Below are 25660 nucleotides of genomic sequence, written 5' to 3'. Positions count from 1 at the left end.
GCGCGGAACCGCTTTGGAATATACCGGTTCACGGCCATGCCACGCCAAAGGTTATGCAATAGCCGGGTTCCCAACGGAGGCGCGCCATGACCAACATTCTCGACACGCTCAGGACCGAGCACGACCAGTTGCGCGAGCTGTTCGCCCAGATCAACAAGACCGCCGACTCCGAAGCCGACGCGCGCCACGACCTGCTCAAGCGCATCGAGGCGCTGCTGATCCCGCACGCAAAATGGGAAGAAACGGTCTTCTATCCCGCCTTCGAGGATCGGGCCGACCACGAGCAGCAACTGATCTACGCCGAGGCGATCCAGGAGCATCGCGCGGTCGAGCTGGCGGTGCTGCCGGACATCCATGCCGCCGACGTGGACTCGCGCCAGTTCGCCGGTTCCGTGCAGGTGTGCGGCGAGATGGTCAAGCACCACGCCCACGAGGAAGAAACCAAGATGTTCGACGCGGCGCGTGAGTTGTTCAGCGCCGAGGAGCTGGCCGACTTCGACCGCAAGTACGCCCGCTGGAAGGAATCCTCCGGCGCCGACGCCATCACCCGCTACGCCAAGGTGAAGACTGCGGCGATGGCCTTCATGCGCGACCCGGATTCACCGGCCTGAACGGCGCCGTCCGCATGCATGCCCGCCTTGCGCGGGCGTGCGACACCCGGCCTTCCCGCCCGCATGCAGCGGTTGGCGCGGGCAACTTGGCCCTGCGCTGGTCCGCAGCCCGGTGAGCGGCCTGATCGATGCCCTGCAATGGCCAGCGATGGCGATCACGCTGGTAGCCGCGTGGCTGGTCGGCTCGCTGTCGCGGCGCAAGCGCAGCTGGGGCTTTTGGTGCTTCGTGCTGAGCAACCTGCTGTGGGTGGCCTGGGGCTGGCACGACCACGCATGGGCTCTGATCGGCCTGCAGGTGGGCCTGTTCCTGTTCAACCTGCGCGGCGTCCTGAAGAACGACGATACGTCCTTGGAAGGGCGCCTGCGCTGACGCCGAGGTGCGCCCAACGCTTCGTAGCCCGCGGCCTCGAGCGTTTAGGTGCGACGACGGCGCAGTACCCATATCGCCAGTGCCGCGCCGGCCAGGCCGAAGGCAGCCGCACGCGCACGTGGCGAGCGGCGCACGTCGTCCGCCAGGCCCTCGACCACGTTCACCCGGTCGGCCAGCAGCAGGAGCATCCAGTGGCGCAGATCGCTCTCGCTGCGGCGGAACGCGCGCCTGCGGATCCAGCCGCTGAGGCCCCTGGGCGGGACGCTGGTGCCGAACACGGGCGTGATGCCGGGCCGCTCGATCGAGTGCAGCACCTCCACCGTGCGCGGCTGCTGCGCGGGGCGATCCCAATGCAGCCCTTCCAGCCGCGGCGGGGTGCGCTCCATCGGCACGGCCGGGCGCTTGGCGGGATCGAGGTCCACGCCCCAGTCGGGGATGTTCGAATGGTCGGTCGCCTGGTTCATGGGTCGCCTCAGTGCAAATGGGTGGAAGCCGGGCGCGCGACCGGCGTAGGCGTATCGATGCGGCCGGCGCGCGGCGGGATCAGCACGGTCTTGATGCAGCCATCCTGCTTGGCGGAGAAGCGGTGGTAAGCCTCGTCCACCTCCTCCAGCGGCACGCGATGGGTGATCAGCTCGCGCGGCTTGAGCCGGCCTGCGCGCACGTGCTCGATCAGGTGCGGCAGGTGGCGCTTGACGCTTGCCTGGTTCATGCGCAGCGTCAGGCCCTTGTTCATCGCGCTGCCGATAGGCACGGCGTTGAAGGTGGGCCCGTAGACGCCCACGATCGACACGTTGCCGCCGCGGCGCACCGAGTTGATCGCCCAGTGCAGCGCCGTGGCGGCGCCGGCCTGCAGCTTCAGCTTCACGCCGGTCAGGGTCTGCATGAAGTTGCCGTCGGCCTCGCAACCGACCGCGTCGATGCACACGTCCGCACCTCGCCAGTCGGTCATCTTCTTGAGGTGCAGGGCCATGTCGTCGACCTCGCGGAAGTTGACCGTTTCGGCCTGGGCGAAGCGGCGCGCGAATTCCAGGCGATAGTCGTACTGGTCCACCACGATGACGCGGCCTGCTCCCATCAGCCACGAGCAGCGCGCCGCCATCAGGCCGACCGGACCGGCGCCGAACACGACGACCGTGTCGTTCTCGTGGATGTCGCCCATCTCGGCGGCCTGGTAGCCGGTCGGCACCACGTCGGTGAGCAGCACTGCGTCCTCGACGTGGATGTCCGACGGGATCACCGTGGGGCCGATGTCCGCGAAAGGCACGCGCACGTATTCGGCCTGCCCGCCGTCATAGCCGCCGGCCGTGTGCGAGTAGCCGTAGGCCCCGCCGACCGCGGTCGCCTGCGGGTTGACGTTCTCGCAGTTGCCGTAGAGCTCGTGCGAGCACGAGGCGCAGGTGCCGCAGAAGACGTTGAAGGGCACCAGCACGTGGTCGCCTGCCTTGAGGTTGCGCACGTTGGCGCCGACCTCTTCCACGATGCCGGTGAACTCGTGGCCGAAGATCGAGCCGACCCGCGTATCGGGCACCAGGCCATGGTAGAGGTGCAGGTCCGAGCCGCAGATGCAGGCTCGCGTGACCCGCACGATGGCGTCGTCAGGGTGCTCGATGACGGGCTCGGGCACGTGCGCCGCACGCACGCGATAGGGCCGCCGGTAAGTGGTGGCAAGCATGATGTGTCTCCCGCGTGCGCGCTGCGCTCGATGCAAGGGAAACTAACCGCGTGCGTGTCGTCGGCGCGGGAAAGGGCCGCATGGATTCGCTCCGACGCGCACTGTCTGTGTGGCCGGCAGACAGGCACCCGCTGCGAAAACCTTGCGCGGGCATCACCCGTGCTGAACACGCCGCTCCCTATAACTGGCCGGGCCTGCAAACGGCAGGTCTGGAGGAAAACCCGAATGAACGACAACCGCATCGAAGGCACCAAGCACGAGGTCAAGGGCGCCGTGAAGGAAGGGGTCGGCAAGCTCACAGGCAATACCTCCAAGGAAGTGGCCGGCAAGCTCGAGAAGAACGCCGGCAAGGTGCAGAAGAACGTCGGCCAGGCGCAGGACGAGGTCGACAACGACCTGAACGACTGAGGCACCGCACTTAGCTTGCGCCCGGCGCGAATCGCGCCGGGCGCGGCCGTGGTAACAATCGGCGCACGCACCGGTCACCCCGACGCGCGGAAGATGGCACAGCCCTTCCGGCCGTGCCGGAGGGCGTCACCGGGAGGCGCCCATGAAAACCCGCTGCGTGTTCAGCACCCCCGACCTCGCCGCCGCACGTGCCTTCATGAGCGCTGCGCGCCAGGCCGGCATTCCGGACGATGGCATCTCGCTGATCGCTCGCGAGGACATCGAACTGCAAGAGGTTCCCGACCACAGGATGACCGCTGGCACGGATTTCTATCCTGCCGCCGCCCGCGGCGCCGCCTGCGGCGGCGGTACCGGCGTGCTGCTGGGCCTGATCGCGGTCGCGGTGCCGCCGCTGGGCGTGACCTTGGCCGGCGCGGCCGCCATCGCGCTGGCCGGCGCGGCGGTCGGCTGCTGGACCGGCGCGCTGATAGGCACCGACGTGCCCGATGCCGTGCACCGCAAGTTCAAGGACGAGATCGCTCAGGGCCGCATCCTGGTGGTCATCGACGCTACCAAGGATGCCTTGGGCACCGCTTGCCCCGCCCTGCTCGCCACGGGCGCCAAACACCTGCCGCTGCACGCGCATCCGGAAGTGCCGCAATTGGCGGGTGCGGCGTAGCGGCGGCGTCAGGCGCGATGGTAGGGATGGCCGGCCAGCAGCGTGCTGGCGCGGTACAACTGTTCGGCCAATACCAAGCGCACCAGCATGTGCGGCAGAGTGAGCGGACCCAGCGACCAGCGCTGGTCGGCGCGCGCCAGCACCTCGGGCGCGTGGCCGTCCGGACCGCCGATCAGGAACGCCAGGTCGCGCCCGGCCATGCGCCAGTTCGCCAGCTGGGCGGCCAGTTCCTCGCTGGACCAGGTCTTGCCGCGGCCATCGAGTGCGACCACGTGGATATCGCGCGGCAGGGCGGCGAGGATCGCCTGGCCCTCCTCGTGCATCGCGCGGGCGTCATCGCGGCCCTTGCCGCGCGCACCCGGTTTGAGCTCCACCAGTTCCAGCGGCAGTTCGTGCGAGAGGCGCTTGCGGTACTCGGCGAAGCCGTCCGCCACCCATCCCGGCATGCGTTCGCCGATGGCGATCATCCGCGCGCGCATGATCAGACGATAAAGCCGGCGCGCAGCGCCACGTTCGCCTCCTCTCCCTCGTTCTTGATCGAAGACGGGGGAGGGGATTGAGGTGAGGGGACGGGGCTCGCGGAGATGCTCATCGGAAGAATGCTTGAAGGCGGCACTCGCTTCGTAGCAAGTGGATCGCAAGAGTGGCCCCTCACCCCAGCCCTCTCCCCGGAGGGGAGAGGGAGCAGAGGCGCGCTTCGTGGCAAGTGGATCGCAAGAGTGACCCCTCTCCCTGCAGGGGAGATGGCGCAAAGCCCGTCAGCCGGCGCTCGCCGCATCCATCCCCGGCTCGCGGTCGCCTACCGTCCACAGCCGCTCCAGGCCATAGAACTCGCGGATGCGCGGCAGCATGACGTGGACGATGACGTCGCCCAGGTCCACCAGCACCCACTCGGCTTCCTGCTCGCCCTCGACGCCGAGCGGCATCACACCGGCCTTCTTGGCGAACTTGACCACCTCGTCGGCGATCGACTTGACGTGCCGGGCCGAGGTGCCCGACGCGATCACCAGCAGGTCGGCGATGGAGGTCTTGCCGCGGACGTCGATCTCGCGGATGTCCTTGGCCTTGAGTTCTTCCAGCGCGTCGATCACATGCTTGCGGAGTTGGTGGGCGTCGGCAGGTTTCCTTGCGGCGACGACGGAAGGCTGGCTGCGGGGAGACGTGCTCAAGCGGAAGGGCCTCGGGGCGTGCGTAGGCGCGAAATGGCGCGGGCGAAGTATAACCGCGCCGATTCAACGCCACGTCAAGCGAGCGCGCGGCGGGCTGCGGCGTACTCGGCCATCAGCACGCGGACCAGCTCGGCGGCAGGCATCGGACGCACCCGGGCAGCTGCCTGTCCGCACCATTCGGAGAGCAGGTCGCCGCGTCCGGCGGCGGCCGCCGCGCGGCGCAGCGGCGATGTCAATGCGTTGAGCACCGGATAGGGAGGCAACTGGCCGGCGAACGGCGCCATCGCCTCCACGAAGCGGTTGCGCAAGCCGCGTGCAGCCCGTCCCGAGAAACTGTAGATGGTGCCGATGCGATGGTCTTCGGCCTGCGGCAGGTCGCGCTTCCAGGCCTCCGCCGCGGCCGACTCCGGGCAGGCGAGGAAGGCCGTGCCGAGCTGGCTGGCATCGGCGCCCAGCACCTGCGCGGCGAGCATGGCGCGCCCGTCCATGATGCCGCCGGCGGCGATCACCGGAATGTCGATCGCGGCCACCGTCGAGGGCAGCAGCGCGAACAGGCCGATCAGCGCCTCCTCGGGCGCATGCAGGAAGGTGCCGCGATGGCCGCCCGCCTCGGCGCCCTGCACGCACACCGCGTCGGCGCCGCGGTCGGCCCATGCGCGCGCCTCGGCCACGCTGGTGGCGGTGCCGACCACGCGGATGCCCAACGCCTGCAGGCGGCGCACCTCGTCCGCGCCGATCAGGTCGAAGGCGAAGCTCGCCACCGCCGGACGCGCTTCGCGCAGGGCAGCCAACTGGTCGGAGAACACCGGCGCCCAGCGCGTGGGACGCTGCGTGCGCACGTCCAGGCCCTCGCGCTCCATCAGCGCATCGAGGCGTCGGCGGATCGCTTCCACCTGCGCATCGTCCACCTCGAATGCGTCCGGCAGCACGAACAGGTTGATGGCGAAGGGCCGGGCGGTGGCCGCGCGGATCTGCGCGGCCTGGTCGAGCAGCGCCTGCGGCTCCAGATAACCGGCCCCGAGCGAGCCCAGGCCGCCGGCGGCGCTCACCGCGGCGACCAGCGCCGGCGTGTTCGAGCCGGACATCGGCGCCTGGATCAGCGGATGCTCGACACCCAGCGAACCGAGGAAGGCGGACATGGCGTGCTCCTTTGCGGGGAGCGGCCATTGTCGCGCCGGATCCCCCTGCGCGGCAGGGTGGCTCGCCATCCAGCGTGTGCGGGCGATCGACCGCACACTCCCGCGCCGCGGCCCGCGGCGAAGGTGGCAGCCTGCGCAGATTTCACCCGGCGCGACCGACGACCCGCATGTGCGCCGAAAGCAGCCGGCCGCCGAGGGCGGCATTGGCCCCGACCACCAGCGCCACGGCCAGTGCGTGCAGCAGCAGGTCGGTGGCCGCCGCGTCGAAGGCGTGGCAGATCTCCAGCAGGCTGGCCGAGGCGGCGGCGCTGGCCAGCCCCACCAGTACCGCGGTGAGCACCGGCCGCAGCGGGCAGGCGCGCCGCAGCAGCACGATCAGCAGCGCCGAGAGCGGCAGCGAGAAACCCACGATGAAGACCAGGCAATCGCCCGCCTGGGGCAGGCTGGCGACCTGGGTCGCCGGGGCGACCCATACGCGCAGGCAGCCCAGCCCGCTGGCGCCGATCCACAGCAGCGCCGGCGGCAGCGGCAGCCAGGCCCAGGCCGTGGAGCGTCCGGGCACGCCCAGCGCGAACGACGCCCAGGCCGCGCTGATCGCGGTAAGCGCCGCGCCCAGCCCGGCCCAGCCCAGGTCCGGCGCGCCGGCCCAGCGCGCGAGCATCGGCGCGGTACCGTAGCGGCCCACCAGCACCCCCGCGATCGCCGCCACGACGCACAGCCAGCCCAGCGTGCGCAGCCACGGCGGGCGCAGCCGGCGCACCGGCGCCAGGCCGGCGCCGAGCGCGGCGATCAGGCGGTCGTGGGCGTGCGGGTCGGCCATCGGTCTAGTCGTCTCCATGGAAGCGCTGGCGCAAGGCCTTCAGCGCGCGATGCAGGTTCACCTTGAGCGCGCCGGTGGAGCGGCCGGTATGCAGCGCCGCCTCCTCCAGCGAAAGCTCCTTTAGCCCGAGCTGCTCGACCGCCTCGCGCTGGCCCGGCGGCAGTTCGGCGATGGCCGCGCGCAGCCGCCGGGCCTGTTGCGCCTGTTCGCTGCCGGCGCTGGCGTCCGCTTCGTCCGGATGCAGCGCGAGCGCCAGCTCGTTGGCCACCTCGCGATGCGCCTGCCGGCCGCTGCGCCGCAGCCCGTCGATCGACCGCCGGGCGGCGAGCGCGGCCAGCCAGGCGTCGTAGGAGCGCGCCGGATCGTAGGTGTGGCGCACGCGGTGGATGGTCAGCAGGGTCTCCTGCACCACGTCGTCGAGCTGGTCGTGGGCGACGCCCTGCCGGCGTGCGACGACGCGGATCAGCGCCACCGAATCGGCCAGCACGCGCTCGTAGGCGCGACGGTCGCCGACCTGGGCGGCAGCCATCCACGCCGCCCGGCGGCGTTCGGGAGTGTCACTGGCAGGTTCGGCTGGCACGGCCGGATCGATGCTCGCCCGAAGGGGAAAGCATGCATCTGGAACCATGAAACCGGTGGCGGTCAAGTCCTGCATCGGGGCGGCGTTGGAGGCATGCGTTGGATTCGCCGCATCCGGCGCCCCGGTTACGCCGTATGTTGGAACGGATCGCCGGGTCGGTCCTCCGCGCCGCGACGGCCCTTTTCGGCCAGGATGTAACCCACCGCCCCACCGAGCGAATACCCCACCACACTCCCGTGGAAACCTGACCCATGCTGCTGCTGATCCTCGCCTACCTCGGTGGCGTCCTGACCATCCTCAGCCCGTGCATCCTGCCGGTGCTGCCATTCGTCTTCGCGCGCGCCGACCGGCCGTTCGCGCGCAACGGCCTGCCGATGCTGCTGGGCATGGCGCTCACCTTCGCGCTGGTCGCCACGCTGGCGGCGGTCGGCGGCGGCTGGGCGATCCGCGCCAACCAGTACGGCCGCGCCGTGGCGCTGGTGGTGCTGGCGCTGCTCGGCCTCACGCTGCTCTCGACCCGCATCGCCGAATGGCTGACGCGGCCGTTCGTCGCGCTGGGCAACCGGCTGTCGCGGCACTCAGACAGCGAAGGCTCGGCGTGGTCCGCCGCCGGTCTGGGCGTCGCCACCGGCCTGTTGTGGGCGCCCTGTGCGGGGCCGATCCTCGGGCTGCTGCTGACCGGCGCGGCGCTCAACGGCGCCAGCGTGCAGACCACCCTGCTGCTGCTCACCTACGCCGCGGGCGCCGCCACCTCGCTGGCGCTGGCGCTGCTGATCGGCGGCAAGGTGTTCGCGCTGATGAAGCGCTCGCTGGGGGCCGGCGAATGGGTCCGCCGCGCGCTGGGCGCGCTGGTGCTGGCCGGCGTGGCGGCGATCGCGCTGGGGCTGGATACCGGCCTGCTGACGCGGGTGGCGCTGGCCAACACCGGCGGCCTGGAGCAGAAGCTGATCGATGCCACGCGCCCGGCGCCCACGCCGCAGCCGGTGTACCGGGCTGGCGCGCCGCTGCCGGTGGAGGGCGAGCTGCCCTCGCTCGCCGGCGCCACCGGCTGGCTCAATTCGCCTGCGCTCACGCGCGAGGCGCTGGGCGGCAAGGTGGTGCTGGTCGATTTCTGGACCTACTCCTGCATCAACTGCCTGCGCTCGCTGCCGTACGTGCATGCCTGGTACGACAAGTACAAGGACCATGGCCTGGTGGTGATCGGCGTGCACGCACCGGAGTTCGCCTTCGAGAAGGAGCCGGCCAACGTGGCGAGCGCCGTGAAGGAGCTGGGCGTGGATTACCCCGTCGCGCTCGACAACGACTACGCCATCTGGCAGGGCTTCGACAACGAATACTGGCCGGCGCACTACTTCATCGACGCCAAGGGCAATATCCGTGCCCACCACTTCGGCGAAGGCGGCTACCAAGAGAGCGAAGACACGATCCGCCAGCTGCTTGCCGAAGCCGGCCACACCGATCTCCCGGGCGGCTACGTGCAGCCCGGCGCCAAGGGCGCGCAGGCGGCCGGCTCGAACGATGCGATGCGCTCGCCGGAAACCTACGTCGGCTACGCCCGCAGCGAGCATTTCGCCGGCGGCCAGGTCGCCCACGACGAGGCCTGGGACTACCGCGCGCCGGCCACGCTGCCATCCGGCCAGTGGGCGCTGGACGGCCGCTGGACCGTGCGCGCCGAGCTGGCGCAGTCGGAACAGCCGGGCGGCCGCATCGCCTACCGCTTCCGCGGCCGCGACCTGCATCTGGTGCTCGGCCCCGGCGCGGACGGCAAGCCCGTGCGTTTTCGCGTCACCCTCGACGGCAAGCCGCCGGGCGAGGACCACGGCATGGACACCGATGTGCAGGGCAACGGCACCGTCACCGAGCAGCGCCTGTACCAGCTGGTGCGCCAGCACGAGGGCACCGGCGAGCGCGTGTTCGAGATCACCTTCCTCGACCCCGGCGTGCATGCCTACGCCTTCACCTTCGGCTGATCACGGAGGTTTTCCATGAACCGCATCCACGACATCGTTGCATGGGAACGGCGCCGCTTCCTGCGCGCCGCGCTGGGCGGCGGCGCGCTCGCCCTGGCCGGCGGGCTGCTGGTGCCGCGCCTGTCGGCGCGTCCCGCCGCGGCCGCACCGGCGCCGGCCCGCGGCGGCGACGTGCTGCTCGAATGCTTCGCCGACGACGGCCACCGCCTGGGCCTGTGCCACGTGCGCAAGCTGGTGCTCAGCGATGCGCAGTGGCGCGAGCGCCTGCCCGAGGCCTCCTACGAAGTGATGCGCCACAACGGTACCGAGCGCGCCTTCAGCGGGCCGCACGAACGGCCGCCCGTGCCGGGGCTGTTCCGCTGCCTGGCCTGCGATACCGCGCTCTACGACGCCGCCACCGAATTCGACTCCGGCACCGGCTGGCCGAGCTTCTGGCAACCGATCGCCAAGCGGAACGTCATCGAGAGCACCGACCGCATGTTCGGCTGGGTCCGCACGGCGATCAGCTGCGCCGGCTGCGACAGCCACCTGGGCCACGTCTTCGACGACGGCCCGCGGCCGACCGGCCTGCGCTATTGCATGAACTCGGTGGCGCTGCGCTTCGTGCCGCGGGTGGGCTGAGCGTGCGCTACAGCTCCCTGCGGTAGACCACGAAGCCGGAGCGCTCGGCCAGCTTGTCGTACAGGGCCATGGCGGCGGCATTGCTCTGGTGCGTCTGCCAGTACACCCGCGCACAGCCGGCGGCGCGGGCGCGCTCGCAGACCGCCTCGATCAGCGCGCGGCCCACGCCGCGCCCGCGCGCCGGCGGCACGGTGAACAGGTCCTGCAGGTAGCAGCTCGGTTCGATGCGGATGGTGCTGCGATGGAACAGGTAGTGCGCCAGGCCGAGCAACCGGCCGTCCGCTTCCGCCACCAGCGCATGCATCGGTTCGTAGGCGTCGAAGAAGCGCGACCAGGTCATCGCCGTGATCTGCGCCGGCAACGCGGTATCGCCCGAGCGGCCGTAGAAGGCGTTGTAGCCATCCCACAAGGGCAGCCAGGCGGCATGGTCGCCGCGGGCCACGTCCCGCACGATCACGGGTGCGCTCACGACGGTCTGTCCTGCGGGCCCGGCTGGCGGTACGGCGCGAGCAGGGCCGGATCGTCGAACAGGCCCTGCGGCAGCAGGTAGCGCGGTTCGCGGCCGGCCGCGAGCAGGTCGCGGATGCGGGTGGCCGAGATTTCCAGCGGCGTCACCTCCAGCTCGGCCACCAGGCCCGCCGGCTGGGCGCGCAGCAGGCGCGGATCGGCCACCTGGCGCGCGGCCACCTCCTCGGCCAATTCGGCCGGCCACTCGCGCGCCACGCCCGGGCGCGACAGGACGCCGATGTGCGCGGCCTCGAACAGCGCGCGCCAGCGATGCCACCCGGGCAGGCCGGCGAACGCATCGGCGCCGAGCAAAAGGACGATCGGCCGGTCGCCTTCTTCCGCACGCATCTGGTCCAACGTGTCGATGGTATAGGACGGGCCGCCGCGGGCCAGCTCGCGCGTGTCCAGGCCGATCCCGTCCTGCCCCCGCAGCGCCGCGCGCAGCATCGCCACGCGGGTGGTCGCGTCGGCGATCGGCGGCGGCCTGTGCGGCGGCACGCTGGCGGGCATCAGCCGTACCTCGGCGCCCAGCAGCTCCGCAGCCTCCCACGCCACCGCGAGATGGGCGATATGGATCGGGTCGAAGGTGCCGCCGAGGATGGCCAGCGGGCGAGCGTGGGCAGCTGCCGCCGGATTCATGCCAGCGCCGCTGCGGCGCGCGGTTCGGCGATGGCGGCGATCAGGCGTTCGGTCTCCAGCCACGGCTCGCCCTGCTCGCGGCCTTTGGCCATGCGGTCGATGCGCGAGGCACGCGCCAGGCAGGCCAGCCAGTGCTCGCGCGGCGCGCGGCGCAGGGCCTTGCGGAACAGCTGTTCGCGCGCCGGCCACAGCCGCTCGGCGCGCGCCTGCGCAGCGAAATCGCGGGCGTTGGCCAGGCGCAGCGCGAGCTGCAGCTGGTTGACCAGCCAGCCCATCAGCGGGATCAGGTCCTCGCCCTCGCCGCGCAGGCCGGCCAGGATGCGCAGCGCGCGGCCGCCGTCACCCGCGAAGGCGGCGTCGGTGAGCTTGAAGGCATCGTAGCGGGCGCTGTCGGCGACCAGGTTCTCCATCTCGGACGCATCGATGCGCCCGCCGCCGTGCAGCACCGCCAGTTTGTCGATCTCCTGCGCGGCGGCGAGCAGGTTGCCCTCCACGCGCTCGGCCAGCAGCGATGCCGCGTCGGGTGTGGCCGCCAGGCCGCGCGAGGCGAGCCGTGCGCCGATCCACGAAGCCCATTCCTGCGGCTTGGGCGCGTTGAACACGGCCAGCACGCCGGCGGCGTCCACCTGCTTGGTCCAGGCGCCCTCGTGCTTGCTGCTCCATTCCACCGCGGTGATCAGCAGGGTCACGTCCGGCGGCGGATCGGCGCAGAACGCGGTGATCGCCTTGGCGCCGTCCACGCCCGGGCGCCCGGTCGGCAGGCGCAGGTCGAGCAGGCGGCGGCTGGCGAACAGCGACATGCCGGCGGCCGAACGGGCCAGGTCGTCCCAGTCGAAATGCTGGCCGGCCTCGAGCACTTCGCGCTCGGCGTAGCCCAGCTCGCGGGCGCGGGCGCGCAGCGCGTCGGCCGCCTCCAGCACCAGCAGCTCCTCGCCCGCCAGCAGGTACACCGGCGCCAGGCGGTCGGACGCCAGCGCCTTGGACCATTGGGCGGCGGACAGCGGCATGTCAGTGGGTGGCGGGCGCCGCCGGCGAGTGGTTGCCGGCAGCCTGCAGGCGGAACAGGATCGCCTGCACCATATCGTCGTTGAGGCTGCGCTGGATCTCTTCCACCTGCGCCTGGTTGCCGATGGTATTGGTCGCGTCGTAGCTGTAGTCGCGCGACATGTCGATGCGCTGCTCGGGCACCAGTGCCTGGCCCGCGCCGTCCTCGACGTCGAAGCGCACCTGGTAGCGCACCGTGTATTCGGTGACGCGGGCGCCGCCGCTCACGCTCAGCGTGTCGGTGCCGAATTGCGCGACCGGGATCTTCAGCTCGGCGATGCCGGGACCGCCTTCGTCCTCGACCGTGACGCCCGAGCCTTCCAGCGCCCGTGCAAGGTTGCGCTGCAGGTCGCCGCCGCCGGAGACCGACAGGTGCATGCGCTGCATCGAGGCCGGCAGCGCGGCGCTCTGGCGCAGATGGAAGCCGCACGCCGCCAGGGCCAGGGTGCAAACCAGCAGCGAAGCTCGGAACAGACGGTTCATGGACTCATCCTGCGACGATGTTGACGATCTTGCCGGGCACCACGATCACCTTGCGCACGCTCTGGCCTTCGAGGAACGCGGCCACGTTGGGATGCGCGCGTGCCGCGGCCTCGGCCTCTTCCTTCGAGGCGTTGGCCGGCAGCTCGATGGTAGCGCGCAACTTGCCGTTGACCTGCACTGCCAGCGTGGCCGACTCGCGCACCAGCGCGGCCGGATCCGGCTGCGGCCAGGCGACGTTCTCCAGCACGGTCTGCGGGTGGCCCAGCACCTGCCACAGCGCGTGGCAGACGTGCGGCACCACCGGGTTGAGCAGCAGCACCATCGCCTCCAGCGCCTCGTGGCGCACGGCGCGGCCCTGCTCGCTCATGTCGCCGAACCTGCCCAACGCATTGAGCAGCTCCATCAGGGCGGCGATGGCGGTGTTGAAGGAATGCCGGCGGCCCAGGTCGTCGCCGACTTTCTGGATGGTCTCGTGCACCTGCCGGCGCAGCGCTTTCTGCCCGGCGTCGAGCGCCGCCGGATCAACCTCCGGGTGGTCCGGCTGCGACGCGTGCGTGGTGACTTCGCGCCAGAAGCGGCGCAGGAAGCGGGCCATGCCCTCCACGCCCGCCTCGCTCCATTCCAGCGACTGCTCCGGCGGCGCGGCGAACATCGAGAACAGGCGCACGGTGTCGGCGCCGAACTTCTCCACCATCGCCTGCGGGTCGACGCCGTTGTTCTTGGACTTGGACATCTTCTCGGTGCCGCCGATCTGCACCGGCTGGCCGTCCGACTTCAGCCGAGCGCCGACCACGCGCGCGCGCTCGTCGCGCTCGATCTCCACGTCGGCCGGGTTGATCCAGTCCTTCGCGCCGTTGTCGTTCTCGCGGTAGAACGTCTCGGCGATCACCATGCCCTGGCACAGCAGGTTGGTGGCCGGCTCGTCCGAGTGCACCAGCCCCGCGTCGCGCATCAGCTTGTGATAGAAGCGGAAATACAACAGGTGCAGGATCGCGTGCTCGATGCCGCCGATGTACTGGTCCACCGGCAGCCAGTAGTCGGCGCGCGCGTCGACCTGGTTCTGGGCGCCCGGGCTGGTGTAGCGGGCGTAGTACCAGCTCGACTCCATGAAGGTGTCGAAGGTGTCGGTCTCGCGCTCGGCCGGGCCGCCGCACTGCGGGCAGCTGCACTTGCGCCACTCGGGGTCGGCCTTGATCGGCGATACCACGCCAGAGAATTCCACGTCCTCCGGCAGCACCACCGGCAGCTGGTCCTCCGGCACCGGCACGGCGCCGCAGGCGTCGCAGTAGATCACCGGGATCGGGCAACCCCAGTAGCGCTGGCGGCTCACGCCCCAGTCGCGCAGGCGCCAGTTGACGCGGCGCTGGCCCTTGCCCTCGCGCTCCAGGCGGCCGGCGATCGCCTCGAACGCCTGGACGAAGTCGAGCCCGTCGTACTCGCCGGAGTTCACCAGCGTGCCGCGTTCGGTGTAGGCGGCATCTTCGTGGATGCGCCGCTCGAAGTCCTCGATCAGGCGCACGGCGGCCGAGGTCGCGTAGGCATCGGTGGCCTCGCCCTGCAGCGCATCGCGCATGACGTTGGCGCCGACGCCTGCCTTGAGGTCGCGGCCGATCTCGCGCACGGCGTCGACCACACCGCGGTCGACGATCACCATGCGGATGGGCAGCGAGTACTTCTGCGCGAATTCCCAGTCGCGCTGGTCGTGGCCGGGCACCGCCATCACCGCGCCGGTGCCGTAGCCCATCAGCACGAAGTTGGCCACCCACACCGGAATCGCCTCGCCGGTGATCGGGTGGATCGCGCGCAGGCCGGTGTCCATGCCGCGCTTTTCCTGGGTCTCCAGCTCGGCTTCGGACACGCCGCCATGCTTGAGCTCCTCCAGGAACGCGGCCAGCCGCTGGTTGCCCTGCGCGGCCTTCAGCGCCAGCGGATGCTCGCCGGCGATGGAGACGAAACTCACGCCCAGCAGCGTATCCGGGCGCGTGGTGAACACGGTCAGCGACTCAGCCTCGCCCTCGACGGCGAAGTGGATCTCCAGCCCCTCGGAGCGGCCGATCCAGTTGCGCTGCATGGTCTTGACCGCGTCGGGCCAGCCCGGCAGCGTGTTCAGGCCGTCCAGCAGTTCCTGCGCGTAGTCGGTGATCTTCAGGAACCACTGCGGGATCTCGCGCTTTTCCACCAGCGCGCCGGAGCGCCAGCCGCGGCCGTCGATCACCTGCTCGTTGGCCAGCACGGTGTGGTCGACCGGATCCCAGTTGACCACCGCGTTGCGGCGGTAGGCCAGGCCCTTCTTCATCAGCCGGGTGAACATCAGCTGTTCCCAGCGGTAGTACTCCGGGCGGCAGGTGGCGAACTCGCGCGTCCAGTCATAGGCGAAGCCCATGCGCTGCAACTGCTCGCGCATGTGCTCGATGTTCTTGTAGGTCCACTTGGCCGGCGCGGTCCGGTTCTTGATCGCGGCGTTCTCGGCCGGCAGGCCGAAGGCGTCCCAGCCCATCGGCTGCAGCACGTTCTTGCCGTTCATGCGCTGGTAGCGGCTGATCACGTCGCCAATGGTGTAGTTGCGCACGTGGCCCATGTGCAGCGCGCCGGACGGGTAGGGCAGCATCGAAAGGCAGTAGAACTTGGGCCGCGCCGGGTCTTCGACCACCTCGTAGGCGCGCTGCGCGCTCCAGTACTGCTGGGCGGCGGTTTCCACCGCCTGCGGCTGGTAGCCCTGTTCGTTCGAAGCCTGTTCGTGGGAGTCCTGCATGTTTCCGTGCCGTGGCTGGGTCGTCTGCGCACGCCGGGAATCGGCGGGCTGGGAGGGACCCAGCAGACTAGCCGAGCGCCGGGTTGGCGCCAAGTCTGGGGCGGCAATGAGACACGGATGTCCCCTCCCCCGCCGTCGAGGGAGGGGGCTCGATGGGGGGATCTATGGGGCTGGACAGGTCGTGGCCCGGCCGGCGGCGAGCGGGACGGCGGCCTGCGCGATCTGTCCGGCCAGCCGCGCCAGCGCATGCTGGTGGCCCTCGACCAGCGCGTCGTAGCCGGCGCCCACCGGCTCGCGAACTTCGCTGGTGCAGGCCAGGGTCGCTTCGCCCGGCAACAGGCGCAGGCTCCAGGCGGCGTCGATCAGGGCGTAGTCGCCGGGGGCCGAGTCGAAGCGGCGCAGGTCGACCTTGATGCGCAGCCGCGGCTTGCCGCCGCCGGGCAGGCCGGTGACGTCCTCGGTGTGCAGCGCCTGCGCCAGGTCGGCCGACAGCGCGCCGCGCGCTTCCTGCGCCAGCGGGGCGATCCAGCGTTCGCTGCCCAGTGGCACCGCGCCCTGCCCGCCCTGGCGGATCACCAGTTGCGGCTGGTCGGCTTGCGCCGGGACACCGACCGGCAGGAGTTCGAACTGGAAGGCGGCGGCCGGGCCGGTGTCCCCGGCCGCGGGCGCCGGCGCCACCAGCGTGTAGTAGTGCACCGGCGCCGAAGCGCAGGCAGCCAGCGCGAGCGCGCAGGCTGCGGCCAGCAGGAATCGCGGACGGATCATGGCTTGCTCCCTTGTCCCTGGCGTGCAGCTGGCGCGGACGGCTGCGCAGGCGGCGGGTCGTCGCGCCGGCCGCGGATCAGCGCCTCGGGATGCACGCCCAGGTAATCGGTCAGCGCGCGCAGCGAGCGAGCCATGCGCTGCAGCTCATCCAGCGTGCTGCCCAGGTTCTGCTGCAGCGGCGAATCGGCCGAGAGCGCGCTGTCGGCGCTGCCGAGCGTGCGCTGGGCGCCCTTGAGCGTGCCCTTGAGCTCGGGCAGCACGTCGCCGTTGACGTGCTTGAGCGTTCGGTTGAGTTCGCCCAGCGTGGCGTCCAGGTTCTGGCCGATGCTGTCGAAGGGGATCTTCTGCAGCTTGGTCACGATATCGGCCAGTTGCTCCTGCAGCTTGTCCAGGTTGCCCGGCGCGGTGGGCAGCTCGATCGGCGTGGCGTGCGTGTCCAGCACCGCCCTGGGCGCCTTGGGCACGAAATCCAGCGCGATGTAGAGCTGGCCGGTGAGCAGGTTGCCGGTGCGCGCCTGCGCACGCAGGCCGTGTTCGACCAGCGGACCGAACATGCGGCCCAGGTCGACCCGGCCATCCTGCAGGCCCGCCTGAGCGGCGAGCTTGTCGTAGGCCTTGCCCAGCCGCTGCGGATAGATCACGGCGCCGACGGTGAGCGGGAAGCGCTGGTCCTTGGCCTCGTAGTCCATGTTGATGGATACCACCTGGCCGATATTGATGCCCAGGAACTCCACCGGCGCATCCACGGCCAGCCCGCGCAGCGATTGGTTGAAGCGCATGCGGATGTAGCGTGGCGGGCCGTCCGGCGGCGCCATCGCGGTGGACCGGTCGTTGAACAGGGTGAAATCGGCATTCTCGGGCGCGGGCGTGTCGTCGTGCGGGCCCTTGGGGTCCTCGAAGGCGACGCCGCCGGCGATCACCGTGGCAAGCGACTGGGTATTGAGCTTCAGGCCGTTGGCGCCCAGCGACACGTCCACGCCGCTGGCGTTCCAGAAACGCGTGGCGCGGCTGACGAAGCGGTCGTTCGGGCCTTCCACGAAGATCCGCAGCGTCACGCCCTTGCCGTCCTTGTCCAGCGCGTAGGACACCACCCGGCCGACCTGGATGCGCCGGTAGTACACCGGCGATCCGGTGTCGAGCGAGCCCAGGTCCTCGGTGTGCAGCACGAAGCTTTTGCCCGGTTCGCCGTGCAGCACCGCCGGCGGGGTTTCCAGCCCCTTGAACTCGGTCTGCTCCTCGTGCGAGTTGCCCACGTCGGTGCCGATGAAGGCGCCCGACAGCAGCGTGTCCACGCCCGACACGCCGCCCAGGCCGATGCGCGGGCGCACCACCCAGTAGCGCGTGCCCTTGGTGGCGAAGCTCGACGCGCTCTTGTTGAGAGCCACTTTCACGCGCACGCGCTGGCGGTCGTCGGACAGCTCCAGGCTGTTGACCTTGCCGATCACCACGTTCTTGTACTTGACCGGCGTCTTGCCCGCCTCCAGGCCTTCGGCGGTCTGGAAGGTGATGGTGATGTCCGGCCCGGCCTGCAGCCAGGCATGCACCACCAGCGACAGCCCCACCAGCGCTGCCAGCACCGGCACCAGCCAGATCAGCGAGATGCTGAAGCGAGGCCTGCGCACCACCGGTTCGGGCAGTTCCTCGCGCGGGCCCTGCCCGGTCCGTGGCGTCTGGTCAGTCATGGTCGGGGCCATCCCACATCAGTCGGGGGTCGAAGCTCATCGAGGCGAACATCGTAAGTATCACGGTCAGGCCGAAGAACACCACGCCCGGCAGCGGCCCGACCTGGCTGAAGAAACCGAATCGCACCAGCGCGGTGAGCAACGCCACCACGAACACGTCCAGCATCGACCAGTAGCCGATGAACTCGACCAGCCGGAACAGCATGGCACGCTGGCGCAGCGCCCAGCGGCTGCGCCGCTGCGTGGTCACCAGCAGCGTGCCCAGCACCAGGAACTTCATCATCGGCACCACGATCGAGGCGGTGAACACGATCACCGCCAGGCTGGGCGAACCCTTGACCCAGAGCTCCACCACGCCGCTGATGATGGTGTTGTCGTCCACGTCGCCCAGGCTCACCGTGCGCATGATCGGCAGCACGTTGGCCGGGATGTACAGGATGAACGCAGCCAGCAGCAGCGCCCAGGTGCGCCGGATGCTGTCGTGCTTGCGCCGGTGCAGCGCCGCGCCGCAGCGTGGGCAGGCCGCCTGGTCCATGGCCGGCTCGCGGCAGACCAGCCCGCAGACATGGCAGCCGATGATGCCCAGCTCGTGCGCGCGCGGCGCGTTCATGCGCGCGGCCCCGTGTCGTCCCACAGCCGGCGCAGGTCGATGCCGGAGAAAACCGTGATCAACAGCGTCAACGCGCCGTAGGCCCAGATGCCGGGATCGGCCTGCACCGCGAAATACGCGCGCGCCTTGACGATCGAAACCAGCGCGCCGAGCACGAATACCTCGGTCATCGTCCATGGCTGCAGGTAATAGAGCGTGCGCATGATGAAGGAGAACCCCGGCGCGCGCCGCCCGTCGCGGGCGAACCACAGCACCCAGCCGAGCATCAGCATCTTGTTCAACGGAAAGAAGAACAGCGTGGCCGCCGCGACCACCGCGACCACCTGCGCCTCCTGCCCCCACATCGTCAGGATGGTGCCCCACAAGGTGGCGCTGCTGCGCTGCGTGCCCAACCCCAGGGTGACCACCGGCCACACGTTGGCGATCAAGAACACGATCAGCGCGGTGAGCACCAGCGCGAGCATGCCGCCAGCATCGATCGCGTGGTAGCGCGCCAGCTCGGCACCGCATCGCACGCAGCGGATGACTTCCCCGCGCGCCAGGACGCGCTTGCGGTGGACGGTGTCGCATTGCTCGCAGATCAGCGGCGCCGCAGCCATGCCCGGTACCGGTTCCTCGCGAGCGATGCCCTGCTCTGGCGTGCTCATTCCGGCATTCTCGCAAATCGTGCGCGCGAGCGGATGACGACCGGGGCGACCGCGCGCGCTCGCGAGCGGCCGGAGGCGGCGGCAGCGCCCTTGATATGCTGCGCCGAGCCCCGATCTGAACCCTTCCCCGCCAGGAGAGCGCCCGTGACCGCTGCCGCCCAAGCCCACGTCTTCGACGTCGACACCGCCAACTTCGAGGCCGACGTGCTGCGCGCCTCGCTGACCACGCCGGTGCTGGTCGACTTCTGGGCGAGCTGGTGCGGCCCCTGCAAAACGCTCGGCCCGCTGCTGGAAAAGCTCGCCGCCGAATACAACGGCGCCTTCCGGCTGGGCAAGGTGGACGTGGACAAGAACCAGGAGCTGGCCGCCATGTTCGGCGTGCGCTCCATCCCCACGGTGATGCTGGTCAAGGACGGCCAACTGCTCGACGGCTTCGCCGGTGCGCTGCCGGAAGGCCAGCTGCGCGAATTCCTCTCCCGCCACGTGCAGCCGCTGGAAGGCGCCGCCGCAGCCGAACCCGAGCCGGCCGAACAGGAAGACGCGGCGCAGGCGATCAACCGCCTGCAGCAGGCCATCGCGGCCGAACCGGAGCGCGCCGAACTCAAGCTCGACCTGGCGCTCGCGCTGATGCGCAACGGCCAGGCCGATGCCGCCGAGGCCGAGCTCAATGCGCTGCCCGCCAACCTGGCCACCGATGCGCGCGCGGTGCGCCTGCGCAGCCAGTTGGACCTCGCCCGCGCACTGGAAGGCGCGCCCTCGCTCGCCCAATTGCGCCAGCGCGTGCAGGCCGACCCCACCGACTGGACCTCGCACGACCTGCTCGGCGTGCGCCTGCTGCTGGAGGACGATCCGGCCGCCGGCCTCGATCAGTTCCTGGCGATCCTGGAAAAGGCGCGCGACTGGAACGAAGGCCAGGCCAAGAAGCGCCTGCTCGCCGCCTTCGCCACGCTGGACGACGCCGAACTGGTCGGACGCTACCGCCGACGCATGGCCTCACTGCTGTTCTGACATCCGCGGTAGGAACGCGGCTTCCGCGAGGCGACCGCAGCAGGCGCGCAGGCTCCGTACGCAGGCGTACGCTAAAGTGTGCCTTTTCCGCTGGCTCCCTGCACATGCGCCCCGCTACCTTCCGCCGCCTGCTCAACCTGTGGCCGCCGTTTCTGTTCAACAGCATCCGCGTGCAGCACCTGGCGCAAGACTGGAGCGAGGCGCGCGTGGTGCTGCGCCTGCGGCCGTGGAACCGCAACTACGTGCGCACCCAGTTCGGCGGCAACCTGTTCGCGATGACCGACCCGTTCTGGATGTTGCTGGCGATGCATCGGCTGGGCAGCGACTACTACGTATGGGACAAGGCCGGCGCGATCGACTTCGTCGCTCCCGGCCGTGAAGACGTCTATGCGTCCTTTCACCTGACCGAGGCGATGGCCGACGAACTGCGCGCGGCCGCAGCGGGCGGCGAGAAGGTGTTGCGCTGGTTCGAGACCGAGGTGGCTACCGCGTCCGGTGAAGTGGTCGCGCGCGTACGCAAGCAGCTCTACGTGCGCCTCAAGCCCAGGTCGCGCGCGTCCTAGCAGTTTGCTTGGCCAGCCATGCGCGGCAGTCGAGCCACACGGTTTCCACTCGTGTTCGAACCGCGCGATCTCCTCCAGCATCGCCTCGGCCTTTCTGACGGCGCTGCCCGCGAAATGGTCTTCGAGCCAGCCAACGCACCAGTGCGTAGGCCGGCGCCACAACCGCCAGTGAAACCGCGCCGGTAGCCGCCAGCCACGGAACCAGGCCCGGCACGGTGTTCCACAGGTCGACGCCCGGTCCGCCTTGTCGGGCAGCTCCAGGTGGCGTGCGTCGAGCGTGCGCGCGGAGATGCTGGCCACCTTGAACACGATGCCGCGGTGCTCGCGCAGCAGCGATTCGAATGGGTGTCGGCTGTGGCGGTCGGTCATGGCGTGCGCTTGAGATCCCTGTCTCCAGCATGATTCGCCCGCGGGAAAAAAATCACACGCCCCGGCAGCGCACGCTCTTGGGCAACAGAACGGCTCTTCCTGGGCCGGCGCCGCCTACAATGGCGGCTCCCCCGCCCCGACGAAGCCGCCATGCCCCGCCTGCGCCTGAAACGCAACCTGCTCACCGGCCTGCTCACCTTCATCCCGCTCTGGGTGACCTGGACGGTGTTCAAGGTCGTGCTGGGCTTCCTGGCCGGCATCGGCGCGCCGATGGTGGCCGCGGTGCTGGGCGCGCTGGCGCTGGTCGCGCCGCAAACCGCCGCCACGCTCGGCAGCGCCTGGTTCACCTCGCTGGTGGCGCTGCTGATAACCTTGCTGGCGCTCTACCTGCTCGGCTTCCTGGCCAGCCGGGTGATCGGACAGCGGCTGCTGGATACCTTCGACACGCTGTTGCACCGCATCCCGCTGGTGCAGACCATCTACGGCGGCACCAAGAAGCTGATGGCCGTGCTGCAGCAGAAGCCCTCCGGCGTGCAGCGCGTGGTGCTGGTCGACTTCCCGCACGCCGGCACCAAGGCGGTGGGCTTCGTGACCCGGCTGATGGCCGAGGAAGGCAGCGGCCGCGAAATGGCCGCGGTGTTCGTGCCGACCACGCCCAACCCCACCGGCGGCTTCCTGCTGACCTTGCCGGTGCAGGCGCTGACGCCCACCGACTGGACCATGGACCAGGCGATGGCCTTCATCATCTCCGGCGGCGCCGTGGCGCCGGACAGGCTGCCGGCGGTCGAGCACAGGGCCGCATAGATGTGCTGAGCGGCACCGACAGGCGCTTATCGGTGGGTCCCCGCGGCCGGATCGAAGGTTCTCTCGACCGGCCGGGCTGGAAAGCCGCGTTCTCGCGCGCCGCGATCAATCGTCGCTGGGCACCTGCACCTTGCCCTTGACGCCGCTGTGGTTCACGTCGCCGCTGCCCTTGGCGCCGAGGCTGAGGTCGCCGCCGACGCCGTCGACGTCCAGGTCGCCCGAGCCCAGGGTATCGACCCGCACGCTGCCGCGGACGTTGCGCAGGCGCACGTCGCCGGAGCCGATGCTGCCCACGCGCGCATCGCCGCCGATGCCGTTGGCGGTGAGGTCGCCCGAGCCGACCGAGCCCACTTCCAGGCTGCCCACGTCGTTCGCCTCCACATCGCCGGAGCCCACCCCGGCGGCGAAACGGCCCGCGACGTTGCGCACGTGCAGGTCGCCCGAACCGACGTGGCTGTCCAGCTGCCGCACGCCACTGACTTCGGCGTCGCCCGAACCCACGTCGACCGTGAGCGGTAGGTCCGCCGGCAATTGCACGGTCACGTCCAGGTCCGTGTAGTTGTTGCCGAACAGATGGAATCCCGAGCGCTGGTCGCCGCCCAGTTCGAGCACGAGCTGGTCGCCCTCGCGGCGCTGGCTGACCGTCAGCCCGTCCAGCATGGAGCGATCCGATGCGCAGGCACGGCCGTGCACCTCCAGCTTGCGGGCATCGGCGCGGCCGGTCACGTGCAGCCCGTAGCTGCGCACCTGGATCTGCACGCCGCGCACGCCGGCCAGATCGATGCTCATGTCGCGGGGCGCCTCGAAGGCACAGCGGTCGGCCGCGTGGCCGGCCAGTGGCGCGAGCAGCAGCAGGGAGGCGAGGAAGATACGCATGGCAACTCCGTTGTATGGATGGACAGGGCTAGGATGCCGCCGGGCCGCAAAGGGTTGCGTCAACCGGCCGGGAATGCCCGCGTTTTCCCAGGCACGATTTCTCCGGAGTGCTTCCATGCCCCGTTTGAACCTGCTCGCCCCTGCCCTCGCCCTGCTGTTCGCCAGCCCCTTGGCCATGGCCCAGGATCGGCCATCGACGCCCCCGCCCACCGCGCCGCAGGTCCAGCCGGCACCGCACCCCGATCACGGAGCGATGGGCCATCACATGCGCTCGATGCGCATGCAAGGCCCGCAGCTGGGCGCCTTCGCCGACCTGCGCGCGCTCGAACGCCTCTATCGCGAAGCCGGGCGCGACAAGGAGCTCAGCGGCCTCTACAACGAGGTGCTGGCCAAGTCGCAGGACCCGCAGCTTCGCACCTACGTCTACCACCGGCTCGCCCGCCTGCAGGCCAAGCCGGCCAATCTGGACCAGGCGATCGCCACGCTGCGCAAGAGCCTGTCCGAAAACCTCGCCAACGACGCCAAGATGCGCGCCGAGCACGAGCGCATGCGCGCCCAGTGGCAGCAGCCCAAAGACGCCACCGAGCCGGCGGACCGTTAACCGGTCGGTCGCCTGACCTGAGAACGCGCGTGCCTGGGGTGTCCGCTGAATGCCCCAGGCGAGGTCTGGCGGCTCTCAGCCTTCGTCCGCCTTGGCCTGGCGCCAGAGCAGTTCCTGTGCGTCCAGGCCCAGGTCGGCGAGCGGGCGTCCCTGCATGGCGGCCAGGGCCTCCATGCGCCGGAAGCGGCGCTCGAACTTCGCGTTGGCACGGCGCAGCGCCCGCGAAAAGTCGACGCCCGCGTGGCGGGCGAGATTGGCGGTGACGAACAGCACGTCACCCAGTTCGTCCTCGAGGCGATCGATGTCGGCGCCGCTTTCGAATTCCGCCCGCACCTCTTCCACTTCCTCGGCCAGCTTGTCCAGCATCGGGCCCGGCTCGCGCCATTCGAAACCCACCGTGGCCGCTCGCTGCTGCAGCTTCGCCGCCCGCTTCCATTCCGGCAGGCCGTGCGAGATGCCGGCCAGCGCACTGGCATCGTGGGCATCGCCACGGCTGGCGCGCTCGGCCGCCTTGATCGCTTCCCAGGCACGGGTCTGCTCCTCGACGTCCGCGTAACGCGCCTCGCCGAAGACATGCGGATGGCGCCGGCGCATCTTGTCGGCGATCGCGTGCGCCACGTCGCCGAAGTCGAACAGGCCTCGCTCGCTGGCCATCTGGGCGTGAAAGACCACCTGCAGCAGCAGGTCGCCCAGTTCCTCGCGCAGATCCCGGAAATCGGCGCGGTCGATGGCGTCGGCGACCTCGTAGGCCTCCTCGATGGTGTAGGGCGCGATCGAGGCGAAATCCTGCTGCACGTCCCACGGGCAACCGTCTACCGGATCGCGCAGGCGCGCCATGATCGCCAGCAGGTCATCGAGCGTGTAGCGCCCTGCCATCACCCGATCCCGCGCGCGGACGACGACCGCCCGCTCAAGCCGGCCGCGCCCGCTGCAGCCGCCTCTTCCAGTCCACCGCCGGATCGCCGACCGCGAGGAACTCCGGGTTCAGCAGCGACGGCTTGGTGTTGTAGCGCAACGGCTCGCCGGCAAGATCCAGCACGGCGCCGCCGGCCTGTTCCAGCACGCACTGGGCGGCAGCGGTGTCCCATTCGCTGGTCGGCCCCAGCCGCAGGTAGAGGTCGGCCACGGCGCGGGCGATCAGGCAGAACTTGAGCGAGGAACCCATCGGGAAGGGCTGGTACGCCGCGCCGAGCAGCGCGTCGAGAAAACCGTGCGTGTCGCTGCCGTGCGAACGGCTGCCCGCGACCACCGCCGGCGCCGCCAACGCGCGCGCGCCGATCCGCTGCCACTGCCCGCCGGCATGCTGCTGCAGCCACGCGCCCTGTCCCTCGGCGGCGACATACAGCTCGCCGGTCACCGGCGCCAGCACCACGCCCAGCACCGGCCTGTGGTTTTCGATGAGCGCGATGTTGACGGTGAACTCGCCGTTGCGCTTGACGAACTCGCGGGTGCCGTCGAGCGGATCGACCAGCCAGTAGCGCGACCAGGCGCTGCGCTGCTCCCAGGGCGCGGCGCGCGCCTCCTCCGAGAGCAGCGGCCAGTCCGGCTGGATGCGCGCCAGGCCCGCGAGGATCACGCGCTGCGCGGCCAGGTCGGCGGCGGTGAGCGGGGAGGCGTCGTCCTTGTGCTCGACCGTGAACTCGTCGCGATAGACGGCCAGGATCGCCGCGCCAGCCTCGCGCGCGATCGCGCCCACTTCGGCGAGCAGGCCGCCTTCGGGCTTGCCGCTCATGGCTGGAAGCGTCCGGCGAGATATTCGCGCGCCATGAACAGCGCCGCGATGGAGCGCCCTTCGGTCACGTCCTCGCGCCCGATCAGCGTGTGCAGCTCGGCAAGCTTCCACGGCACCACGTCCAGCTCTTCGGGCTCGTCGCCCGGCAGCCGTTCCGGGTAGAGATCCTGCGCCAGCACCACATGCGCCATGTGCGTCATGTAGCCGGGCGACAGCGACAGGTTGTGCAGGATCTTCAGACGATGCGCGCCGTAGCCGATTTCTTCCTTGAGCTCGCGGTCGGCACCCTGCTCGGCGGTCTCGTCCTGGTCCAGCCGGCCCTTGGGCAGCGACAGTTCGTAGCGGCCCACGCCGGCGCCGTATTCGCGCACCAGCAGCACGGTGTCGTCATCGAGCATCGGCACGATGATCACCGCACCCAGTCCGCTGGCGCGAAGGCGCTCGTAGGTGCGCCGCTCGCCGTTGGAGAATTCGAGGTCGAGTTGCTCGACGCGCAGGAAGCGGCTGTCGACGCATTCGCGGGTCGCATGGACGATCGGTGGCTTGCGCATCGGTCG

30 protein-coding genes are annotated in these 25660 nt (G+C 70.4%); 10 read left to right on the top strand and 20 right to left on the bottom strand.

Features of this window, described 5'->3' with window-relative positions:
- Positions 1 to 86 precede the first annotated feature (86 nt).
- Together VGU03_RS05295 and VGU03_RS05290 are read left to right on the top strand one after the other, a co-directional pair.
- Entirely contained in the window at positions 87 to 611 is a 525-nt protein-coding gene (locus VGU03_RS05295) for a hemerythrin domain-containing protein (protein ID WP_327479154.1), read from the top strand.
- Between the two features lie 112 nt (positions 612 to 723).
- A complete protein-coding gene (locus VGU03_RS05290) occupies positions 724 to 981 on the top strand; it encodes a hypothetical protein (protein ID WP_327479153.1) in 258 nt (85 codons plus the stop codon).
- Positions 982 to 1025: 44 nt separating this feature from the next.
- On the opposite strand, the gene VGU03_RS05285 is transcribed toward VGU03_RS05290, so the two are convergent.
- Both VGU03_RS05285 and VGU03_RS05280 read right to left on the bottom strand, forming a co-directional pair.
- A complete protein-coding gene (locus VGU03_RS05285) occupies positions 1026 to 1445 on the bottom strand; it encodes a hypothetical protein (RefSeq protein ID WP_327479152.1) in 420 nt (139 codons plus the stop codon).
- 8 nt (positions 1446 to 1453) lie between these two features.
- Complete coding sequence (locus tag VGU03_RS05280) at positions 1454 to 2656, bottom strand: zinc-dependent alcohol dehydrogenase (protein ID WP_327479151.1); 1203 nt, start codon at positions 2654 to 2656, stop codon at positions 1454 to 1456.
- Between the two features lie 225 nt (positions 2657 to 2881).
- On the opposite strand from VGU03_RS05280, the gene VGU03_RS05275 reads away from it, so the two are divergent.
- On the top strand, positions 2882 to 3064 hold the full coding sequence (locus VGU03_RS05275; protein WP_327479150.1) for a CsbD family protein: 183 nt from the start codon (positions 2882 to 2884) through the stop codon (positions 3062 to 3064).
- 142 nt (positions 3065 to 3206) lie between these two features.
- The gene (locus tag VGU03_RS05270; protein ID WP_327479148.1) at positions 3207 to 3722 is read left to right on the top strand and encodes a hypothetical protein; all 516 of its coding nucleotides are present in this window, start codon (positions 3207 to 3209) and stop codon (positions 3720 to 3722) included.
- An 8-nt stretch (positions 3723 to 3730) separates the two neighbouring features.
- Here VGU03_RS05270 and rlmH read toward each other — a convergent pair whose 3' ends face one another.
- The 5 genes from rlmH to VGU03_RS05245 form a co-directional block, all read right to left on the bottom strand.
- Positions 3731 to 4201 (bottom strand): 23S rRNA (pseudouridine(1915)-N(3))-methyltransferase RlmH, encoded by a 471-nt coding sequence (gene rlmH, locus VGU03_RS05265; protein ID WP_327479146.1) that lies wholly within the window; start codon positions 4199 to 4201, stop codon positions 3731 to 3733.
- A 279-nt stretch (positions 4202 to 4480) separates the two neighbouring features.
- Positions 4481 to 4813 (bottom strand): ribosome silencing factor, encoded by a 333-nt coding sequence (gene rsfS, locus VGU03_RS05260; protein WP_327479509.1) that lies wholly within the window; start codon positions 4811 to 4813, stop codon positions 4481 to 4483.
- Between the two features lie 152 nt (positions 4814 to 4965).
- Positions 4966 to 6030, bottom strand: a complete 1065-nt coding sequence (locus tag VGU03_RS05255; RefSeq protein ID WP_327479144.1) for a nitronate monooxygenase — start codon at positions 6028 to 6030, stop codon at positions 4966 to 4968.
- A 142-nt stretch (positions 6031 to 6172) separates the two neighbouring features.
- Entirely contained in the window at positions 6173 to 6850 is a 678-nt protein-coding gene (locus tag VGU03_RS05250) for an NrsF family protein (RefSeq protein ID WP_327479143.1), read from the bottom strand.
- Between the two features lie 4 nt (positions 6851 to 6854).
- A complete protein-coding gene (locus VGU03_RS05245; RefSeq protein ID WP_327479142.1) occupies positions 6855 to 7379 on the bottom strand; it encodes an RNA polymerase sigma factor in 525 nt (174 codons plus the stop codon).
- Between the two features lie 302 nt (positions 7380 to 7681).
- Between VGU03_RS05245 and VGU03_RS05240 the strand changes: the two genes are divergently transcribed.
- Entirely contained in the window at positions 7682 to 9400 is a 1719-nt protein-coding gene (locus VGU03_RS05240) for a cytochrome c biogenesis protein DipZ (RefSeq protein WP_327479140.1), read from the top strand.
- A 15-nt stretch (positions 9401 to 9415) separates the two neighbouring features.
- Positions 9416 to 10021, top strand: a complete 606-nt coding sequence (msrB, locus tag VGU03_RS05235; protein ID WP_327479139.1) for a peptide-methionine (R)-S-oxide reductase MsrB — start codon at positions 9416 to 9418, stop codon at positions 10019 to 10021.
- Between the two features lie 7 nt (positions 10022 to 10028).
- Here the strand turns inward: msrB and VGU03_RS05230 are convergent, their stop codons facing one another.
- From VGU03_RS05230 to VGU03_RS05190, 9 genes are all read right to left on the bottom strand, one after another.
- Complete coding sequence (locus VGU03_RS05230) at positions 10029 to 10490, bottom strand: GNAT family N-acetyltransferase (protein WP_327479137.1); 462 nt, start codon at positions 10488 to 10490, stop codon at positions 10029 to 10031.
- Positions 10487 to 11167, bottom strand: a complete 681-nt coding sequence (nadD, locus tag VGU03_RS05225) for a nicotinate-nucleotide adenylyltransferase (RefSeq protein ID WP_327479136.1) — start codon at positions 11165 to 11167, stop codon at positions 10487 to 10489. Before nadD ends, VGU03_RS05230 begins: the two co-directional genes overlap by 4 nt.
- The gene (gene holA / locus VGU03_RS05220; protein WP_327479135.1) at positions 11164 to 12174 is read right to left on the bottom strand and encodes a DNA polymerase III subunit delta; all 1011 of its coding nucleotides are present in this window, start codon (positions 12172 to 12174) and stop codon (positions 11164 to 11166) included. The genes nadD and holA overlap by 4 nt, the downstream gene beginning before the upstream one ends.
- A gap of 1 nt (position 12175) precedes the next feature.
- Positions 12176 to 12694 (bottom strand): LPS assembly lipoprotein LptE, encoded by a 519-nt coding sequence (lptE, locus tag VGU03_RS05215; protein ID WP_327479134.1) that lies wholly within the window; start codon positions 12692 to 12694, stop codon positions 12176 to 12178.
- Positions 12695 to 12698: 4 nt separating this feature from the next.
- Positions 12699 to 15446 carry a leucine--tRNA ligase gene (leuS, locus tag VGU03_RS05210; RefSeq protein WP_327479133.1) on the bottom strand — a complete coding sequence of 916 codons (2748 nt, stop codon included), beginning with the start codon at positions 15444 to 15446 and terminating at the stop codon, positions 12699 to 12701.
- A 162-nt stretch (positions 15447 to 15608) separates the two neighbouring features.
- Complete coding sequence (locus VGU03_RS05205; protein WP_327479132.1) at positions 15609 to 16211, bottom strand: PqiC family protein; 603 nt, start codon at positions 16209 to 16211, stop codon at positions 15609 to 15611.
- Positions 16208 to 17893 carry an intermembrane transport protein PqiB gene (locus tag VGU03_RS05200; RefSeq protein WP_327479131.1) on the bottom strand — a complete coding sequence of 562 codons (1686 nt, stop codon included), beginning with the start codon at positions 17891 to 17893 and terminating at the stop codon, positions 16208 to 16210. The genes VGU03_RS05205 and VGU03_RS05200 overlap by 4 nt, the downstream gene beginning before the upstream one ends.
- Positions 17886 to 18503 (bottom strand): paraquat-inducible protein A, encoded by a 618-nt coding sequence (locus VGU03_RS05195; protein WP_327479130.1) that lies wholly within the window; start codon positions 18501 to 18503, stop codon positions 17886 to 17888. Before VGU03_RS05195 ends, VGU03_RS05200 begins: the two co-directional genes overlap by 8 nt.
- Positions 18500 to 19150, bottom strand: a complete 651-nt coding sequence (locus tag VGU03_RS05190; RefSeq protein WP_327479129.1) for a paraquat-inducible protein A — start codon at positions 19148 to 19150, stop codon at positions 18500 to 18502. Before VGU03_RS05190 ends, VGU03_RS05195 begins: the two co-directional genes overlap by 4 nt.
- A 144-nt stretch (positions 19151 to 19294) precedes the next feature.
- On the opposite strand from VGU03_RS05190, the gene trxA reads away from it, so the two are divergent.
- From trxA to VGU03_RS05175, 3 genes are all read left to right on the top strand, one after another.
- The gene (gene trxA, locus VGU03_RS05185; RefSeq protein WP_327479128.1) at positions 19295 to 20158 is read left to right on the top strand and encodes a thioredoxin; all 864 of its coding nucleotides are present in this window, start codon (positions 19295 to 19297) and stop codon (positions 20156 to 20158) included.
- Between the two features lie 104 nt (positions 20159 to 20262).
- Positions 20263 to 20721: a DUF4442 domain-containing protein gene (locus VGU03_RS05180; protein ID WP_327479126.1), complete on the top strand. Its 459-nt coding sequence runs from the start codon at positions 20263 to 20265 to the stop codon at positions 20719 to 20721.
- Between the two features lie 519 nt (positions 20722 to 21240).
- Positions 21241 to 21894: a DUF502 domain-containing protein gene (locus tag VGU03_RS05175; RefSeq protein ID WP_327479124.1), complete on the top strand. Its 654-nt coding sequence runs from the start codon at positions 21241 to 21243 to the stop codon at positions 21892 to 21894.
- Positions 21895 to 21999: 105 nt separating this feature from the next.
- Here the strand turns inward: VGU03_RS05175 and VGU03_RS05170 are convergent, their stop codons facing one another.
- Entirely contained in the window at positions 22000 to 22770 is a 771-nt protein-coding gene (locus tag VGU03_RS05170; RefSeq protein ID WP_327479122.1) for a DUF4097 family beta strand repeat-containing protein, read from the bottom strand.
- A gap of 115 nt (positions 22771 to 22885) precedes the next feature.
- Here VGU03_RS05170 and VGU03_RS05165 point away from each other — a divergent pair, with 115 nt between their 5' ends.
- Positions 22886 to 23371, top strand: a complete 486-nt coding sequence (locus VGU03_RS05165; RefSeq protein WP_327479120.1) for a hypothetical protein — start codon at positions 22886 to 22888, stop codon at positions 23369 to 23371.
- 75 nt (positions 23372 to 23446) lie between these two features.
- On the opposite strand, the gene mazG is transcribed toward VGU03_RS05165, so the two are convergent.
- From mazG to nudE, 3 genes are read right to left on the bottom strand one after another with little or no spacing between them, the layout of a single operon-like run.
- Positions 23447 to 24247, bottom strand: a complete 801-nt coding sequence (gene mazG / locus VGU03_RS05160) for a nucleoside triphosphate pyrophosphohydrolase (RefSeq protein WP_327479119.1) — start codon at positions 24245 to 24247, stop codon at positions 23447 to 23449.
- Positions 24248 to 24281: 34 nt separating this feature from the next.
- Complete coding sequence (cysQ, locus tag VGU03_RS05155; protein WP_327479118.1) at positions 24282 to 25103, bottom strand: 3'(2'),5'-bisphosphate nucleotidase CysQ; 822 nt, start codon at positions 25101 to 25103, stop codon at positions 24282 to 24284.
- Complete coding sequence (gene nudE, locus VGU03_RS05150; RefSeq protein ID WP_327479117.1) at positions 25100 to 25654, bottom strand: ADP compounds hydrolase NudE; 555 nt, start codon at positions 25652 to 25654, stop codon at positions 25100 to 25102. The genes cysQ and nudE overlap by 4 nt, the downstream gene beginning before the upstream one ends.
- Between the last annotated feature and the right edge of the window lie 6 nt (positions 25655 to 25660).

The sequence above is a fragment of the Frateuria sp. genome (assembly GCF_035944355.1).
GTDB lineage: Bacteria > Pseudomonadota > Gammaproteobacteria > Xanthomonadales > Rhodanobacteraceae > Frateuria_A.
Note: the sequence above shows the minus strand (reverse complement) of the source record. Positions and strands in the feature narration are given on the sequence as shown.